The sequence below is a fragment of the Phenylobacterium sp. P4_E10 genome, assembly GCF_056401675.1.
Window position 1 is genome coordinate 17668 of the sequence record NZ_JBFUIW010000004.1, and the last position, 16656, is coordinate 34323.

Here is a 16656-nt window from a genome sequence, read left to right on the forward strand (position 1 = left end):
GCGGCGTCAGAGCGCGGCGCTAGACCTTCGGCATGTCTCAGGTTGAAGAACGTCTGGCCGCACTCGGGATCACCCTGCCGCAGCCCAATCCGCCCGTAGCCAACTACGTCCCGTTCGTGCGGGCCGGAGATATCGTCCACATCTCGGGCCAGGTCTCGATCGACGCAGGCGGCGGAGTCCGCGGCGTGGTCGGCGAGGACGTTGATCTGGAAACCGCCAAGGGCGCCGCGCGGCTGTGCGGAATCAACCTGCTGGCCCAGATGAAGGCCGCCTGCGAGGGCGATCTGGAGCGGGTGGTCCGGGTGGTGAAGCTGGGCGGCTTCGTCCAGGCCGGCCCGGGCTTCTTCGAAATTCCCCAGGTGGTCAACGGTTGCTCCGACCTGATGGTCGCGGCCTTCGGCGACGCGGGCAAGCACGCCCGCTCTGCGGTGGGGGTCTATCGGCTGCCGATGAACTTCGCGGTGGAAGTCGACGCTGTGGTGCAAGTGCGGTGAGCAACACGTTCGGCGAGGCCTGGGAACTTCTGTTCCACCCGCCGGTGGCGCACCGGGGCCTGTGGAACGGCAACGGCGCGCCGGAAAACTCGCTGGGTTCGTTCCAGGCCGCCTGCGACGCCGGCTACGGCATCGAACTGGACGTTCAGCTGTCGTCCGATGGCGAGGCCATGGTCTTCCACGACGATGACCTGCTGCGAATGACGGGCGTCGCGGGACGCTTGCGCGACCGCACGGCCGCCGACCTCTCCGAGCTATCGCTGGCCGGGTCGGACGAGCGCATCCCGACCCTGCGGGAAACCCTGGCCCTGATCGGCCGCCGCGCCATGGTCCATGTGGAGCTCAAGACCCCCTATGGCGAGGTCGGGCCGCTGGAGCAGCGGGTGCACGAGATCCTGATCGATCACGCCGGCCCAGTCTGCGTCATTGGCTTCAATCCCTATTCCCACGCCTGGTTTGCAGAGCGCTTTCCGGGCGTGCTGCGCGGGCTCGACAGTTACGACTACCGGCGCGCGCCGAACATGAACGAGGCCCAGCGCGAGTCGTTTGCGCGGCTTGAGCATGTATCGATCGCCCGGCCGCACTTCCTGGCCCTGCATTTCGACATGCTTCCGGATCCCCGCGCGACCAAGTTTCGCGAAGATGGGATGCCGGTGGTGGCCTGGACGATTCGCGACCCGTCCCAATGGGCCGCCGTGAAGGATCACTGCGACAACCTAATCTTCGAGGGCTTCGCCGCGTGAAGCTGAAGTCGGCGGTGCAGATCAGCCGCCGGATCGCCGATATCGGGCGAGAGGCGTGGGAGAACTGCGCCGCCAATCCCGACTATTTGGGCAATCCGTTCGTCGGCTTCGACTTCCTCGATATCGTCGAGGCGTCCGGCTGCTGCATCGAACGCACAGGCTGGGGTCCCCAGCACATTTCGGTCGAGGACGATGCTGGCCAGGTTGCGGCGGTGATGCCGCTTTACCTGAAGTCCCACAGCCAGGGCGAGTACGTCTTCGACCACGCCTGGGCGGACGCCTATGAGCGGGCAGGGGGCCGCTACTATCCCAAGCTGATCTCGGCAGCGCCCTTCACCCCGGTGACCGGGCCGCGGCTGCTGGTCCGGCCGGACGTCGATCCGGAAGAGGCGCGGCGTATCCTGATGGGCGGCGCGCTGGCTGTCTGCGAGCGCTTTGACGCCTCGTCGCTGCACGTGAACTTCCCGATGCAGGACGAATGGGCCTGGATGGGCGAGCACGGCCTCTCCCTGCGTCAGGGCCAGCAGTATCACTGGGTCAACGGGGGTTATTCCAGCTTCGACGACTTCCTCGGGGCGCTGTCATCGGGCCGGCGCAAGACCATCCGCCGCGAGCGCCGCGACGCGCAGGCCGAGGTCGAGATCCTGGCCCTGACCGGCGCCGAGATTACCGAGGATCATTGGGACGCCTTCTTCGGCTTCTACATGGACACCGGCTCGCGCAAGTGGGGGCGGCCCTATCTCAACCGGCTATTCTTCTCGCTGCTTGGCGAGCGGATGGCCGACCGAGTGCTGTTGGTCATGGCCCGGCGGGACGGGCGCTGGATCGCAGGCGCTCTCAACCTGATCGGGGACGACTGCCTCTATGGCCGCAACTGGGGCTGCGTCGAGGACGTGCCCTTTCTGCATTTCGAGCTTTGCTACTACCAGGCGATCGAATGGGCGATCGGCCGGGGCCTGGCCCGCGTCGAGGCTGGGGCCCAGGGGCAGCACAAGATCGCCCGCGGCTATCTGCCCGCGCCGGTCTATTCGGCGCACTTCATCTCCGATCCGCGGCTGCGCGAACCCGTCGCCGACTTCCTGGAGCGCGAACGCGCGGCCGTGCAGGGCGAGATGGAGTGGCTTGCGGACGAGTACTCGCCCTTCAAGCAGTCCTGAAACGACAAGGGCCGCCCGAAGGCGGCCCTTGCGCAATCAGCTTTTGAAGCGGCTTAGGCGAAGGTCGCCTGAAGACGACGACGGCGGTCGTAGCGCAGGGCGCCGCCGAGGCCGGCGAAACCGATCAGCATCATCGCCCAGGTGGCCGGTTCCGGAACTGCGCCGCCCTCGCTGAAGGTCGCCGAAAATTGGACGTCGCCAAAGTTCGAGAAGTAGTTCCAGGACCCTGAAAGCGGCGTGCTGCCGTTGTTCCAGACGAAGTAGTTGATGCCGGCCTGGTCCGCGCCCAGCGGCATGCTGGTGGCGCCCAGCCCTTCAGTCGGCAGGCCGAAGACGCTCAGATAGGCGACATAGAGTTGGCCGGCGACGACCGAGATGTTGGTGTCGAAGGAATAGGCGGCGGCGGCGTTCGAGGCGATCGGGCCGCTTTGATAAAGCAGGCCGCTGAGGCCGCCCCCGGTGCTGTAGGTCGACGCGCCGCTCCATTCGCCGACGCCGCCGACCAGCGAGCCGACGCCGCCGTTGAGGTTTAGGGTGAAGCCGGTCAGAACGCCGGTGACCGGAGCGGTGAACACTTGGCCGTAGGTCTGAGAGTCCGGATAGCCGAAGGTGCCGATCGAAGCGCCGGTTGGCGAATTGGACAGCGTGACGTCCGCATGCGCGGCCGAGCCGGCGCCGACCATGGCCAGGGCTGCCACGGCGGCGGCGAAGGTGTTGGTGATACGCATAACTATCCCCCAGAGCGCCCGTCGCCTCGACACACTCCGAGACAATTCCAAGCTGGTTACTGAAATTGCGGATTCGTGGTCAGCGAACAAGGCTGTTCGCTTCTACGGCGAATGGTTTGGTCCGCCGGCGGATCAGGAGCGCTCCCAGGCTTCGGTCAACAGAGGCGAACCACTTCTGTTGGCGTTCCGTCAGGGTCACGGTTTCGTCCTCTCGGTCGATGCGCTACCACCAAAGGCGCGAGTTGGAGGAATGCACGCCATGAGCCTGGACGGCAGCTACGACGACGGCAACATCTTCGCGAAGATCCTGCGGGGCGAGGCGCCGGCCGCCAAGGTGTTCGAGGACGGCGAGATCTTCGCATTCATGGATGTCTTCCCCCAGTCCAAGGGACACACCCTGGTGATCCCCAAGCATACGCAGGCGCGCAATCTTCTGGAGGTGGAGCCGGAGGTCCTGACGACCTTGGTGCTCGGCGTCCAACGGGTGACGCGTGCGGTGCGCGCGGCGCTGAAGCCCGACGGCATCGTGGTGACCCAGTACAACGGCGCGCCCGCCGGGCAGACGATCTACCACCTGCACTTCCACATCATCCCGCGCTGGGAAGGCGTGGCGCTTGGCCGTCACGCCGGCGGCGGCATGGCCGACCCGGCCGAGCTGAAGGTCCTGGCGGAACAGATCGCGGCCCAGATCTCGTAGGGCGCAAAGAAAAACCCCGGAGCTGGGCTCCGGGGTTTCGCTAGGTTTCGGCTGATCGCCTACTTGACCAGTTCGGGGGCCGGATCCTCGGCGGGATCCTCGATGACCGGGGCTCCCGGCTCGCGATCGTCGCCCTCGATCTCGAAGGCCAGCTTGCTGTCCTTGAGCACCACCTTGACGTGGCCGCCCTTGACCAGCTTGCCGAACAGGATCTCGTCGGCGAGCGGCTTCTTGATGTGCTCCTGGATGACCCGGGCCAGCGGCCGGGCGCCGTAGAGCTCGTCGAAGCCGTTCTTGGCCAGCCAGTCGGCCGCTTCCTCCGTCGTCTCGATGGTGACGTGACGGTCGGCCAGCTGGGCTTCCAACTGCATGACGAACTTCTGGACGACCTGGCGGATGATCTCCTGGGTCAGCGCCTTGAACTGCACCACCGCGTCGAGGCGGTTGCGGAATTCCGGCGTGAACAGGCGCTTCAGGGCCTCGTCGACCTCATCGTCCTGCTTGCCGCGGCCGAAGCCGATGGCGTTGCGCTGGGCGTCGGAGGCGCCGGCGTTGGTGGTCATGATCAGGACCACGTTCCGGAAATCGACCTTCTTGCCGTTGGCGTCGGTCAGGACGCCGTGGTCCATGACCTGCAGCAGGATGTTGAAGACGTCCGGGTGAGCCTTTTCGATTTCGTCGAGCAGGACCACGGCGTGGGGGTGCTGATCGACGGCGTCGGTCAGCAGGCCGCCCTGGTCGAAGCCGACATAGCCGGGAGGCGCGCCGATCAGGCGGCTGACCGTGTGGCGCTCCATGTACTCCGACATGTCGAAGCGCAGGAGCTCGATGCCCATGGTCGAGGCCAGCTGGCGGGCGGTCTCGGTCTTGCCGGTGCCGGTGGGACCCGAGAACAGGTAGCAGCCGATCGGCTTGTTGGCGTCGCGCAGGCCGGCCCGCGCCATCTTCATGGCGGCGGAAAGCTGCTCGATGGCGTCGTCCTGGCCGTAGACCGCGCGCTTCAGATCCGTTTGCAGCTCCTTCAGCGCCACGGTGTCGGACTTCGACACGGACTTCGGCGGGATGCGGGCGATCTTGGCGACGACCGTCTCGATCTCCTTCACGCCGATGGTCTTCTTCCGCTTGGCTTCGGGCAGCAGCATCTGGCTGGCGCCGGCTTCATCGATGATGTCGATGGCCTTGTCCGGCAGCTTGCGGTCGGTGATGTACTTGGCCGACAGCTCCACGGCGGACTTGATGGCGTCCCCGGTGTAGCGGAGCTTGTGGAACTCCTCGTAGTAGGTCTTCAGGCCCTTGAGGATCTTGATGGTGTCCTCGATCGTCGGCTCGTTGACGTCGATCTTCTGGAACCGGCGGACTAGGGCCCGATCCTTCTCGAAGTGCTGACGGAACTCCTTGTAGGTCGTCGAGCCCATGCAGCGCAGGGTGCCCGAGGCCAGGGCCGGCTTCAGCAGGTTCGAGGCGTCCATCGCCCCGCCGCTGGTCGCGCCGGCGCCGATGACCGTGTGGATCTCGTCGATGAACAGGATCGCGTCGGGGTGGTTCTCAAGCTCCTTGACGACCTGCTTCACGCGCTCTTCGAAGTCGCCGCGATAGCGGGTGCCCGCCAGCAGCGAGCCCATGTCGAGCGAGAAGATCGTCGCGCCGGCCAGGACCTCGGGGACCTGGTGGTTGATGATCTTGCGGGCCAGGCCCTCGGCGATGGCGGTCTTGCCGACGCCGGGGTCGCCCACCAGCAGCGGGTTGTTCTTGGTCCGGCGGCAGAGGATCTGGATGCAGCGCTCGACCTCGGCCGAACGCCCGATTAGCGGATCGACCTTACCCTGCTTGGCCTTCTCGTTGAGGTTCACGCAGTAGGCTTCGAGGGCTTCGCCGCCGGTCTTCACAGCAGGCTTGTCCTCGTCTTCCGCGCCCTTGACGGTCTTGGGCTGGTCGGCGCCGGCCTTCTTGGCGATGCCGTGCGCGATGTAGTTCACCGCGTCGTACCGCGTCATGTCCTGCTCCTGCAGGAAGTAGGCGGCATGGCTTTCGCGCTCGGAGAAGATCGCCACCAGGACGTTAGCCCCGGTCACTTCTTCGCGGCCCGACGACTGGACGTGGATCACCGCGCGCTGGATCACGCGCTGGAACGAGGAGGTCGGCTTGGCGTCTTCGCCGTCGTCGACGACCAGGGAGCGGAGCTCATTGTCCACGTAGTTGGTGAGTGTGGTGCGCAGGGCCGCCAGGTCCACGTCGCACGCACGCATCACACCCGCCGAGTCCTCATCGTCGATGAGGGCGAGCAGCAGGTGCTCTAGCGTCGCGTACTCGTGCTTTCGCTGATTGGCGAAGGCCACCGCGCGGTGGAGGGATTCTTCAAGCTGGCGAGAGAATGACGGCACTGGGCCTCAATCCTTTTCCATGGTGCATTGTAATGGGTGCTGATGCCGGCGAGCCGTATCAACGACCTGGGCCACTTTTGTTTCCGCCACTTCGTATGTGAACACGCCGCACACGCCCACACCGTGCTGGTGTACATGCAGCATGATCCGCGTCGCGTCTTCGCGCGACTTGTTGAAGTATTGTTCAAGCACGTAGACGACGAACTCCATCGGCGTGTAGTCATCGTTTAGGATGAGCACGCGATACATCGACGGCTTCTGCGTCTTCGGCTTGGTCTGAGTGATGACCGTCGACCGGACGCCCGTATCTTGATCACCTTGCTTTCGCTCGGCCATCGCACAGGTCTCCTGAGGGCACGAGCCCTCGCTATCAATGGATTAGATATGGAAAAGGTCGCCGTATGGAAGGGTTGAAATCGCCGCTAAGGCTCCCAACCATGACAACCGCGTGTTTTTGTCACGTTGGACGCTGAGGAACCAGGCGGACTTCAATCGCCTGACGTGCGTTTTGAGCCCAATGCACGGCCAGAGGTGACCACATCCGGGCCGAATCGGGCCCGCAGCTTATCCACTGCGCGTTCTTCCACCAGAGCCCGGCGCTCCTCGCCGGCGAAAAAGTCGTGCTCGACAGCGTCCGCCTCGATCAATTCGGCCAGGCCGATGCCGATTAGGCGCCAGGGGCGGCCGGTCGCCTCCTTCGCCAGCAGCTCCCGCCCGACCGCGAACAGCGTCTTGGCCGTCTGGGTCGGGACGGGCAGGGCGCGGCGGCGAGTGATGATCTTGAAGTCCGTGCGGCGCAGCTTGAGCGTCACGACGCGACCCGCCACCCCGCCAGCCCTGGCCTGACGGGCGACGCGCTCGCAAAGCGGGGCGAGCTTGTCCTCCAGGTCGCGCACCGCCGAGAGGTCGTCGTTGAACGTGGTCTCGGCGCTGATCCCCTTGCGCTCCTCGTTGGGATTGACCGCGCGATTGTCGCGGCCGTGCGCCAGCTCGTGCAGTTTGAGCCCCTGCGTCCCGAACCGCTGGGCCAGGGTCTTCAGGTCCGCCTTGGCCAGGTCGCCGACCTTGAAATAGCCCGAGCCCTCCAGCGACTTGACCATCGCCGGGCCGACGCCGGGGATGATGCCGACCGGCTTGGAGGCCAGGAAGCTTTGCGCCTCGGCCCTGCCGATCACCGAGAAGCCCCGCGGCTTGTCCAGGTCGGAGGCGATCTTGGCCAGGAACTTGTTGGGCGCCAGGCCGATGGAGACGGTGATCCCGATCTCGGTCTCGATTCTGGCTTGCAGTCGCGCCAGGGTCTCGGCGGGCGGCGCGCCGTGCAGGCGCTCGGTGCCCGACAGGTCCATCCAAGCCTCGTCCAGCGACAGCGGCTGCACCAGCGGGGTCAAGTCGCGGATCATCTCCATGATCCGCCGGCTCTCAGTCCGGTACTTCGAGAACTCGGGCTTGAGGATCACCGCCTGCGGGCAGAGCTGGCGAGCCTTGTACATCGGCATCGCCGAGCGGACGCCGGAGATCCGGGCGATGTAGCAGCAGGTGGTCACCACGCCGCGCTTGCCGCCGCCGATGATCAGCGCCTGGTCGCGCAACTCCGGCCGATCGCGCTTCTCAACCGAGGCGTAGAAGGCGTCGCAGTCCATGTGGGCGATGGTGAGCTGCTCGAGCTCGGCGCTAGCCACGAGTCGTGGGGAGCCGCAGGCAGGACAGCGGCGTTCGAACGCGCCGCGCCGGAAACAGTCGCGGCAGAGCGTGCTCATGGCTCCGCCTCGATCTTCATGCCGCCGAAATCCACCCCGATGCGGATCATGAGGTCATGCTTTGTTCCGTTTCGCGGCAGAGCGCAATGGTCGCGCGCATCGGTCGGCGGCGAGGCGCGGTTCACCGATTTGAGGTAGCGTCGTTTGGCCACCGATGCGACGTTCGGTTGCGAGCCCGCTCCCTTCGCAGTTCAGCGGGCGCAATTGGGAAGGAACGCGCATGAAGAACGTCGCATGGGCTCTGGCCGCCCTGTCGCTCGCCGCCTGTTCGCAGCAGCCTGCCGAGAAGGCCCCCGTCGCCAAGGCGCCCGAGCCCGCTGCCGCGCCCGCCGCCCAGAACACCGCTCCGCCCGGCGAGTACAAGCTGGACAAGACCCACGCCAGCGTGACGTTCCGGGTCAACCACATGGGGCTTTCGCGCTACACCGCGCGCTTCACCGGCATCGAGGGCACGCTGCAGTTCGACCCGGCCAACCCTGCCGCCATGAGCGTCATCGCCAGCGTCGACCCCAAGTCCATCGAGACCGACTATCCGCTGGCCAAGCCCGACTTCGACGCCGAATTGGCCGGCCCGTCCTGGCTCGACGCCGGCAAGTTCCCGCTGATCACCTTCAAGTCGACCAAGGTTGAGGTCACCGGGCCCAACACGGCAAAGGTCACCGGCGACTTCTCGATGCACGGGGTAACCAAGCCGCTGACGTTGGATGCGACCTTCAATGGCGGCAATGAGCCCAACGGCATGGATCCCGCGGGGTCTCGGATCGGCTTCTCCGCGCACGGCGCGCTCAAGCGCTCCGACTTTGGCGTTTCTTACGGCGTTCCCGCGCCCGGCTCGAACTTCGGGGTCGGCGATGAGGTCGAGATCATGATCGAGGCCGAGTTCACCCAACTGCCGCCGCCCGGCGCGGCGCCTGCGGCCAAGCCCGCGACCTAAACGGAGCGCGATGGCCGCCGGCTATCGCGCTCTAGCCCAGCGTCGCCTCGATCGCCTCGCGCAGGGCCGCCCAGTCGTCGATCCGCCGGTGGCGGTCCGGCGCGCTGGGGGCCAGTGGCTGCAGGCGCGGGTCGGCCACCATCTGGAACCGGGTCACCGCCGGCGCGTGCTCGGCGACGGAGTCGAGGTTGGAGATCAGGTCGTCGATGAAGACCGCCGGTCCCTTGACCTGCCGCGCCATGGCCGAGGCCAGCGGCCCCTTGGGGCCTGAGTTCAGCACCAGCGGATAGTCCATGCCGTGCCGCCCCAGCCAGCGGGCCCGCGCCAACCGGCCGTGATTCGGAGCGTTGGTCAGGATCACCACGCTGGCCTGACCCGAAAGCGCGCGCAGCGCCTCGGCGCCGCCTGGAGCCGGCTCCATGTCCGAGCAGGCGTAGCGGAAGAAGTCGTCGAAGTGCGTGCGGCCCTCTTCGAGCGGCAGATGCTGGTTCTCGCCCGGACGATAAATGTTCTGGAACAGGGCGAAGCGGTCGACCCGGAACTCGAAGCCACGGCTTTCGAGGAAGCGGCCGAAGCCCTGCATGAACAGGCCCAGGACCTCGTCCACGTCGACAATCAGCAGTGGGCGCGAAGGATTCACGCCCATATCGACCAGACTAGGGGCCCTCGGGACCAGGTGCTGAGGTGAAACGCCGGCCAACTGGCCCTCCTGCCGCGACTAACGCGAGTTTAAGGATATCCGTGGGATTAACGATCCAAAGGTGGGGTCAGCGGCAGATTCGCAGGCTCGAAGCATTGTCGAGACGAAAATGGCCAAGAAGGTCCTCATCGTCGAGGACAACGAGCTGAACATGAAGCTCTTTCATGATCTGCTCGATGCCCAAGGCTACGAAACGCTACAAACCCGGGAGGGCTTGCAGGCGCTTGCGCTGGCGCGCGAGCACCGGCCCGACCTGATTCTCATGGACATCCAGCTCCCCGAGATCTCCGGTCTGGAGGTCACCAAGTGGCTGAAGGAAGACGATGACCTGGCCGCGATTCCGGTCGTCGCCGTCACGGCCTTCGCCATGAAGGGAGACGAGGAACGCATCCGCGAAGGCGGGTGCGAGGCCTATATTTCCAAGCCGATCTCGGTGTCGCACTTCCTCGATACCATCCGGCGCCTGCTGAGCTAGTCCTGCGATGTCCGCCCGCATCCTTGTCGTCGACGATATCGAGGCCAACGTCCGTCTCTTGGAAGCCAAGCTGACGGCGGAGTACTACGATGTCCTGACGGCCAGCGATGGGCCGACAGCGCTGGCCATGGCAGCCAAGGAAAAGCCGGACATCGTCCTTCTGGACGTGATGATGCCGGGCATGGACGGCTTCCAGGTCTGTCGCCGGCTGAAGGACGACCCTGAGACCCGTCACGTCCCGGTGGTGCTGGTCACCGCCCTGGACGGCCGCGCCGACCGCATCGCCGGCCTGGAAGCCGGCGCTGACGAGTTCCTGACCAAGCCCATCGACGACGTCATGCTGTTCGCCCGCGTGCGCAGCCTCACCCGCCTGAAGATGGTGATCGACGAACTGCGCGAGCGGGAGGCCTCGGGCCGCCGGATCGGCGTCATCGCCGGCGCGGCCTCGCGCCTCGGCGGCACGGGCGGACGGGTGCTGATCGTCGACGATCACGAACGCCAGGCCCAGCGCGTGGCGACCGAACTGGCCATCGAGCATCGTCCGGTGATCGAGGCCGATCCGGAAAAGGCGCTGATGACGGCCAAGGGGCCGGTCGACCTGATCATCGTCAACGCCACCGCGCGTGCGTTCGATGGCCTGCGTTTTGCGGCCCAGATGCGTTCCGACGAGGCCACCCGCCACCTGCCGATCCTCGCCATCGTCGACTTCGACGAGCGGGCGCGGCTGGTGAAGGCCCTGGAGATCGGGGTCAACGACATCCTGCCCAAGCCGATCGACCCGCAGGAGCTGGCCGCTCGCGCCCGCACCCAGATCCGGCGCAAGCGCTACACCGACTATCTGCGCGACAACCTCGACCATTCGCTGGAACTGGCGGTCACCGACCAGCTCACCGGCCTGCATAACCGCCGCTACATGGTCGGACAGCTGGAAGCCCTGGTGCGCCGCGCGGTCCACGGCGGCGACCCGGTCGCCAGCCTGCTGATCGACATCGACCACTTCAAGAAGATCAACGACGGCTATGGCCACGACGTCGGGGACGAGGTGCTGCGCGAGTTCGCGGTGCGCCTGGCCTCCAACGTTCGCGCTATCGACCTGCCGTGCCGCTACGGCGGCGAGGAGTTCGTGGTGGTCATGCCCGACACCAAGCTGGAGGACGCCGAGCGGATCGCTGAGCGCATCCGCCTGCACGTCGCCGGCTCGCCGTTCCGGGTCATGGGCGGCTCGGAGCTGCTGACCGTCACCATCTCCATCGGGGTGGCCGCCACCATCGGCGAGAGCGACAAGCCCGAGGCGCTGCTCAAGCGCGCTGACGAAGCCGTCTACGAAGCCAAGGCTTCCGGACGCAACAAGGTCGTCGCCCGCGCGGCCTGAGGCCGCTTGCCGCCGCAGCCGGACGCGCCTACCGCATCGGCGCTTACCCCTTGCGCAGCGAAAGGCGTTCCGCTCCATGATCCGCTGGTCCCTGATCGACGCGACCACCGTGCCAGACGACGGCGGCGAACTGCGCCTCATGCAGCGCGGGACCGAGTTCTCGATCATGTCCGGCGCCATCGAGCTGATGAACAGCCGTCTCAGCGGCTCGGAGAAGGCCCTGGCGACCCTGGCCTATGAGCGGCTCAAGGATCGCCCGAAGGCGCATTTCCTGATCGGGGGCTTCGGCATGGGGTTCACTCTGCGCGCCGCCCTGGAGAGCCTTGGAGCGGAGGCGAAGGTCACGGTCGGCGAGCTTGTTCCCGCGATCATCGCCTGGGCGCGCGGGCCGATGGCGCATATCTCGGGCGAGTGCCTGAAGGACCCCCGGCTGACAATCCGCGAGGGTGACGTCAGCGACCTGATCCGTGCGGGGCAGGGCGAGTACGACGCGATCCTGCTCGACGTCGACAACGGCCCCGAAGGGCTAAGCCGCAAGGCCAACAATCGCCTCTACGACCCCGTAGGCCTCGCCGCCGCCAAGCGCGCTCTGAAGCCCGGCGGCATCCTGGCGGTCTGGTCGTCGGCGCCGGACGCGAAGTTCACCCAGCGGCTTCGCAAGGCCGGCTATGAGGTCGATGAGGTGCGCGTGCGCGCGACCGGCGGCAGCCGCGGCGCGCGCCACATTATCTGGATGGCGACCAAGGCCAGCTGAGGCGCCTTGGGCTGGCTGGATTCTCAGGCTTGCTGATCTTGTGCATGAGCGGGCGCGCTCATGCGATGGGCGGAAACGCAGGAGAGCACGCTGGCGATCATCAGGGCGATGGCTGCGGCCTCCAGAACGGTGGGCCCTCGGGACTCCCACAGGAAGCCGTAGAGCAGGGCGAACAGGGTCTCGAAGACAATCATCTGGCCGACCAGGGTCATCGGCAACAGCCGGCTCGCCCGGTTCCACAGGGCGTTGCCGATGATGGAGGCGAAGATCGCCACGCCGGCCGAGACGGCGAGGAAGCGGCCCCAAGCGCTAGAGGCATGATCACCCAGCCCGATCAGCAGGGCGGCGGCCGCCAGGAGTAGGGCCTGCGCACCCGTCGCTACGCCGGTGAGCAGGCTCCAGTCGGCGGCCGAAATGTGCTCCAGCCGCGCTAGCCATCGTCCGTTCAGCACCGCATAGGCGGTCCAACTCGCCAGGGCCCCGGCTGCGCAGAGCAGGCCGATCGCACCCTGCGGATGGGCCGCTCCCCTCACGCCGTTCAGCGATTCCCAGGCGATGCAGGCGACGCCGGCTGCGCCGAGGGCCAGGGCTGGGGCCAGCCGGCGCAGGCGCACCGCGCCGTGGTCGAAGCTGCCGATCGTCGTGACCGCCACCGGCAGGAAGCCGATCACCACCGAGGTCATGGCGACGCCGCCCATCTGTACGGCGAAGGCGAGCAGCACGTAGTAGAGGGTGTTGCCGAGCAGGCTCAGACCCGTGAGAGCCAGCCACTCGCGCCGCCCGACGTGGGCCGCCAACCGCCGCCAACGGGGCGCGATCAGGGCCAGGGCAAAGGCGCCGTAGGCCAGGTAGCGCCCGGCCGCGAGCTGCAGAGGGGTAAAGTCGGAGGCGAGTTCCGGCGCCAGGAAGACCAGCCCCCAGAACGCGCCAGCCAGCAGGCCGCAGCCGATCCCGAGCCACAATCCATCTGCGCGTGTCATGGCGCTGACCCATGCCACAGCCGGCGGCCCGCGTCTTGGCGTCGTCTATCGAGTCTTCGCTGGAAGGCGGCGGGCCTGAGACAACGAAAAACGCCCGGCCATACGGCCGGGCGCTTTGCAGACTGGAGAGTCTGGAAGGATGGCTACTTAATCTTGCCTTCCTTGAACTCGACATGCTTCCGCACGACCGGGTCGTACTTCATCATGACCAGCTTTTCGGTCTTGGTGCGGGCGTTCTTCTTGGTGACATAGAAGTAGCCGGTGTCCGCAGAGGAGTTCAGGCGGATCTTGATGGAGGCGGGCTTCGCCATGGTCGGTCCTCGCGGGGCCGGACAGGCCGGCAGGTGTTCGAAAGAGCCGCGGACAATACGAATCCCGAACCCAAAGTCAATGCGGCCTTGGGAAAATCATCAATGTCCTGGCTCAGGCCAGCATCGCCTCAAGGGCGGGCGAGAGGATTTCCCTTAATCCGTCGCCGTTGTCGACCAGGAAATGGGCCGCGAGCGAGTGCGATTCGGCCAGCTTCAGCCCAGCCTGCGGCCCCATGACGCTCAGTGCGGTGCACAGCGCGTCGGCGTCTATGCAGTTCCGGGCGATGACGCTGACGGAACAGACGCCGGCGTCGATCGGTCGGCCGCGACGCGGATCGAGCGTGTGGCTGTAGCAGACCCCGTCATGCTCGAAGAAGCGGCGGTAGTCGCCCGAGGTGGCGATGGAGAGGCCGTGCAAGGCCACGCGCAGCGGCCCGCCTGGCAGGCCGAGCCCGGGCGGCGGGGCGATCTCCGCCCACCACGGTGCGAGGTCCGGCTTGACGCCTTCGCCGCGCAGTTCGCCGCCGATCTCCACCAGATGGTGCGCAAGGCCAAGATAGGAGAGGGCGCGCGAGACCTCGTCGACGCCGAAGCCCTTGGCGATGCCGGAAAAGTCGAGCGCCATGCCGCCGGGCTGGAAGGCCCGTGCGCCGTCGAGGGCCAGACGGTCCCAGCCGCAGGCGTCCAGGGCGGCCTGCAGCGCCGGCGCGCTTGGCGGGGCGGCCACAGCGCCGGCGGGGCCGAAGCCCCAGAGGTCGGTCAGCCGGCCGGTGGTCGGGTCGAAAGCGCCTTCGCTGACTTCCGCCCAATGCAGGGACCGCTCCAGCACGTGCTGGAAGGCGGTCGGAAGGTCCATCCAGCCGCCGGCGGGCAGGCGGTTGAAGCGGCAGATGGCGGCGTCGGGCTCCCAAGTGCTCATCTGGCCGACCAGCCGGTTGAGCAAGCCCTGGATCTGCGCAGTCGCGACGCCCACGTCGAAGGACGGTGGGGCGATCGCCTTCACCGTCCAGGAAACGCCCATGGTGGGGCCGCCGAATTCCACCAGCTCTCCGTCGGGCCTGACGGCCAGGGGCGCGAGCTCCAGCGGGACGGCGACCCGCGTCATCAATCGGGCAGGACTTCCAGGGTCGTGATGTAGGAGGCGCTTCGTTCGGCGTTGGGGATGGTGCTGGGGCCGCCGCGAACCGAGGCCTCGACCCAATACATGCCGGCTTCCGGCCACTTCACGGTGAAGGCGCCCTGGGCGTCGGTCTTCAGCTTCTGCTCGTTGGCGGCGCTGCGATAGCGGCTGCCGCCCTCGACGATGTCGACCTCGACGTTGGCGGCGGGCTTGCCGTCCAGCATCAGCTTGAAGGTCGCCGGTTCGCTGGCGACCAGATCGTTGGGGTGCGTGACCGGTTCCAGCTCCAGGCCCCGGCCGGTGATCTTCAGCACGTCCTTGGTCGGGGCGCCGCGGGTCGCGAACACCTCCAGCCGGCGCTGGTTCTCGGTGACCTTCACCTCGGTGGCGTCCTTGGGGATCGCCGTGGCCAGCTCGGCGGCCGATCCGCGCCAGCGCTTCACTTCCGCGCCGACCTTGTAGGAGGCGCCGACGCCGTCGCTGACCGTGACGATCTTGTAGGTACCGGGCTTGTCGAGCTGCACGTCGAAGGTGCTGCGGTACTTGCCGGTCGCGCCGTTCTTGATCTCGCCCTTGGAGCCGTCCGGCGCGATCACCGAGACCGCATCGAGGCGCATCGGGTTGTGGTCGAAATAGAACAGGTCGTTGGAGACGGCCGCGTCGATCGTGATCCACGGGTCGTTGCCCGAGAGCACGGTGGCCGAGGGCAGCATCCACTGACGGTGGGCGCTGGCGGCGGCCGGGATCGCCAGGGCGGCGGTGAGCGAGAGCGCGGCGAGCGCGCCGCGGCGGACGAGGGTCATGGCTGGCATCCTTACGGCTTGACGGTGACGCTCAAGGCGCCGAGTTCGCTGGTCCCCTTGGCGGAGGACGTGGACTTGGCCTTCGGGGGCCATTGGAACGGAGCGCGCACCACTTCGACGCCGCCGACTTCACGCGCGGCCTCGACGACGATGTTGTACTGACCGGCGGGCAGGTTCCCGAGCGGATTGACGCCGCCCTTGTAGACCAGCTGGTGCTTGCCGGGAGCGCGGGTTGCGGCGCTGACGCCGTCGGCCGGGAGGGTCATGTCGCGGCCGGCCCTGCGCCACCACTGGCGCATGTCCTTCAGCCACTTCTGGCCTTCCTGGTTCTTCATCTTGACGTCGTACCAGACCGCCAGGGTCTTCACGGCCGCCTTGTCCTGATCCTCGATCCACACAGACACGTAGGGCCGGTGGTATTCGGCCACCGTCAGGCGCGGGATCTCGAGGCTCAGCTCCAGGTCCGCGGCGAGGGCGGGGCTCGCCATCAGGCCGGTGAAGGCGGCGGTGTAGATCGGCAGGCGCATGCGGTCTCCGGTCAATGGATGAAGATGAGAGCGAGGATCAGCGGCACAGCGAGGCCAAGCCCCACCAACGGCCAGGTGATCTTCCGCGCGCGTGAGTGCAGTTGCAGCAGCACCAGGCCGGTGACGCAGAACACCACGCAGCCCAGCGCGAAGATGTCGAGGAAGAGGCTCCAGGCCGCGCCCGTGTTCCGCCCCTTATGCAGGTCGTTGAGATAGGCCAGCCAGCCGCGGTCGGTGCTCTCGTGAACAACGGTTCCGGCGCCTGCGTCGAAGGTCACCCAACCGTCGCCGCCGGGGCGGGGCAGGGAGACGTAGGCTTCCTCGTCGGTCCACTCGATGGCCGCGGCCTTAGGGGCGTCGACGCCGACCTCCTTGGCCAGCCAGACGCGGATCTCCTCCGGCAGCGGGCCCTTCGCGGCCTGGGCGGACTTGGCGACTGCGATCAGTTCAGGGGGAAGTTGGCCCTCGACCTCGACGGTCTTCGGCTTGCCCTCGATGTCGCCGGCGTGGTTGAGCGTGAAGCCGGTGATTGCGAATAGCAGCATCCCGACCAGGCAGACCGCCGCGCTGATCCAGTGCCATTGCACCATCTGGCGCATCAGCGCGGCCCGCCGCTGCGCCTTCCGCTTGGCGCGCGCCTTTTCCTCGTCGATGGCCGGTTTGGCGCCCACGAGTTCCGAAGCCGACAAAATACTGTTCCCCGCTAGTGCTGCGTGGCTCGCA

The 16656-nt window shown here is 66.9% G+C and carries 20 protein-coding genes; 8 read left to right on the forward strand and 12 right to left on the reverse strand.

Annotation, left to right across the window (positions count from 1 at the left end):
• Positions 1-32: 32 nt before the first annotated feature.
• From AC1DQJ_RS05755 to AC1DQJ_RS05765, 3 genes are read left to right on the forward strand one after another with little or no spacing between them, the layout of a single operon-like run.
• Positions 33-494 carry a RidA family protein gene (locus AC1DQJ_RS05755; RefSeq protein ID WP_477601160.1) on the forward strand — a complete coding sequence of 154 codons (462 nt, stop codon included), beginning with the start codon at positions 33-35 and terminating at the stop codon, positions 492-494.
• Positions 491-1237, forward strand: coding sequence for a glycerophosphodiester phosphodiesterase (locus AC1DQJ_RS05760; protein WP_477601162.1), 747 nt, complete (start codon positions 491-493; stop codon positions 1235-1237). Before AC1DQJ_RS05755 ends, AC1DQJ_RS05760 begins: the two co-directional genes overlap by 4 nt.
• Positions 1234-2394 (forward strand): GNAT family N-acetyltransferase, encoded by a 1161-nt coding sequence (locus AC1DQJ_RS05765; RefSeq protein ID WP_477601164.1) that lies wholly within the window; start codon positions 1234-1236, stop codon positions 2392-2394. Before AC1DQJ_RS05760 ends, AC1DQJ_RS05765 begins: the two co-directional genes overlap by 4 nt.
• Before the next feature lie 53 nt (positions 2395-2447).
• Here AC1DQJ_RS05765 and AC1DQJ_RS05770 read toward each other — a convergent pair whose 3' ends face one another.
• On the reverse strand, positions 2448-3122 hold the full coding sequence (locus AC1DQJ_RS05770; RefSeq protein WP_477601166.1) for a PEPxxWA-CTERM sorting domain-containing protein: 675 nt from the start codon (positions 3120-3122) through the stop codon (positions 2448-2450).
• A 259-nt stretch (positions 3123-3381) separates the two neighbouring features.
• Here AC1DQJ_RS05770 and AC1DQJ_RS05775 point away from each other — a divergent pair, with 259 nt between their 5' ends.
• A complete protein-coding gene (locus AC1DQJ_RS05775; protein ID WP_477601168.1) occupies positions 3382-3819 on the forward strand; it encodes an HIT family protein in 438 nt (145 codons plus the stop codon).
• A 59-nt stretch (positions 3820-3878) separates the two neighbouring features.
• On the opposite strand, the gene clpA is transcribed toward AC1DQJ_RS05775, so the two are convergent.
• The 4 genes from clpA to AC1DQJ_RS05795 form a co-directional block, all read right to left on the reverse strand.
• Positions 3879-6200: an ATP-dependent Clp protease ATP-binding subunit ClpA gene (clpA, locus tag AC1DQJ_RS05780; protein WP_477601170.1), complete on the reverse strand. Its 2322-nt coding sequence runs from the start codon at positions 6198-6200 to the stop codon at positions 3879-3881.
• A 6-nt stretch (positions 6201-6206) separates the two neighbouring features.
• Complete coding sequence (gene clpS / locus AC1DQJ_RS05785) at positions 6207-6536, reverse strand: ATP-dependent Clp protease adapter ClpS (RefSeq protein ID WP_056734830.1); 330 nt, start codon at positions 6534-6536, stop codon at positions 6207-6209.
• Positions 6537-6688: 152 nt separating this feature from the next.
• Positions 6689-7957: a DNA polymerase IV gene (locus AC1DQJ_RS05790; protein ID WP_477601172.1), complete on the reverse strand. Its 1269-nt coding sequence runs from the start codon at positions 7955-7957 to the stop codon at positions 6689-6691.
• The gene (locus tag AC1DQJ_RS05795; RefSeq protein ID WP_477601174.1) at positions 7954-8109 is read right to left on the reverse strand and encodes a hypothetical protein; all 156 of its coding nucleotides are present in this window, start codon (positions 8107-8109) and stop codon (positions 7954-7956) included. The genes AC1DQJ_RS05790 and AC1DQJ_RS05795 overlap by 4 nt, the downstream gene beginning before the upstream one ends.
• 68 nt (positions 8110-8177) lie before the next feature.
• On the opposite strand from AC1DQJ_RS05795, the gene AC1DQJ_RS05800 reads away from it, so the two are divergent.
• Complete coding sequence (locus AC1DQJ_RS05800; protein WP_477601176.1) at positions 8178-8891, forward strand: YceI family protein; 714 nt, start codon at positions 8178-8180, stop codon at positions 8889-8891.
• 31 nt (positions 8892-8922) lie between these two features.
• Here the strand turns inward: AC1DQJ_RS05800 and AC1DQJ_RS05805 are convergent, their stop codons facing one another.
• The gene (locus AC1DQJ_RS05805) at positions 8923-9537 is read right to left on the reverse strand and encodes a hypothetical protein (protein ID WP_477601663.1); all 615 of its coding nucleotides are present in this window, start codon (positions 9535-9537) and stop codon (positions 8923-8925) included.
• Between the two features lie 163 nt (positions 9538-9700).
• Here AC1DQJ_RS05805 and AC1DQJ_RS05810 point away from each other — a divergent pair, with 163 nt between their 5' ends.
• The 3 genes from AC1DQJ_RS05810 (at position 9701) to AC1DQJ_RS05820 (ending at position 12192) form a co-directional block, all read left to right on the forward strand.
• Entirely contained in the window at positions 9701-10066 is a 366-nt protein-coding gene (locus tag AC1DQJ_RS05810; protein WP_477601178.1) for a response regulator, read from the forward strand.
• A gap of 7 nt (positions 10067-10073) precedes the next feature.
• Complete coding sequence (locus AC1DQJ_RS05815; RefSeq protein ID WP_477601180.1) at positions 10074-11438, forward strand: PleD family two-component system response regulator; 1365 nt, start codon at positions 10074-10076, stop codon at positions 11436-11438.
• 76 nt (positions 11439-11514) lie between these two features.
• Entirely contained in the window at positions 11515-12192 is a 678-nt protein-coding gene (locus AC1DQJ_RS05820) for a spermidine synthase (RefSeq protein ID WP_477601182.1), read from the forward strand.
• 23 nt (positions 12193-12215) lie between these two features.
• On the opposite strand, the gene AC1DQJ_RS05825 is transcribed toward AC1DQJ_RS05820, so the two are convergent.
• The 6 genes from AC1DQJ_RS05825 to AC1DQJ_RS05850 form a co-directional block, all read right to left on the reverse strand.
• Positions 12216-13172, reverse strand: a complete 957-nt coding sequence (locus tag AC1DQJ_RS05825; RefSeq protein ID WP_477601184.1) for a DMT family transporter — start codon at positions 13170-13172, stop codon at positions 12216-12218.
• 143 nt (positions 13173-13315) lie between these two features.
• Positions 13316-13483: a 50S ribosomal protein L33 gene (gene rpmG, locus AC1DQJ_RS05830; RefSeq protein WP_056018215.1), complete on the reverse strand. Its 168-nt coding sequence runs from the start codon at positions 13481-13483 to the stop codon at positions 13316-13318.
• A 112-nt stretch (positions 13484-13595) separates the two neighbouring features.
• A complete protein-coding gene (locus AC1DQJ_RS05835; protein ID WP_477601187.1) occupies positions 13596-14588 on the reverse strand; it encodes an FAD:protein FMN transferase in 993 nt (330 codons plus the stop codon).
• On the reverse strand, positions 14588-15406 hold the full coding sequence (locus AC1DQJ_RS05840) for a DUF4198 domain-containing protein (protein WP_477601189.1): 819 nt from the start codon (positions 15404-15406) through the stop codon (positions 14588-14590). Before AC1DQJ_RS05840 ends, AC1DQJ_RS05835 begins: the two co-directional genes overlap by 1 nt.
• Positions 15407-15417: 11 nt before the next feature.
• The gene (locus AC1DQJ_RS05845; protein WP_477601191.1) at positions 15418-15933 is read right to left on the reverse strand and encodes a DUF2271 domain-containing protein; all 516 of its coding nucleotides are present in this window, start codon (positions 15931-15933) and stop codon (positions 15418-15420) included.
• An 11-nt stretch (positions 15934-15944) separates the two neighbouring features.
• Positions 15945-16622: a PepSY-associated TM helix domain-containing protein gene (locus AC1DQJ_RS05850; protein WP_477601193.1), complete on the reverse strand. Its 678-nt coding sequence runs from the start codon at positions 16620-16622 to the stop codon at positions 15945-15947.
• Positions 16623-16656: the final 34 nt, after the last annotated feature.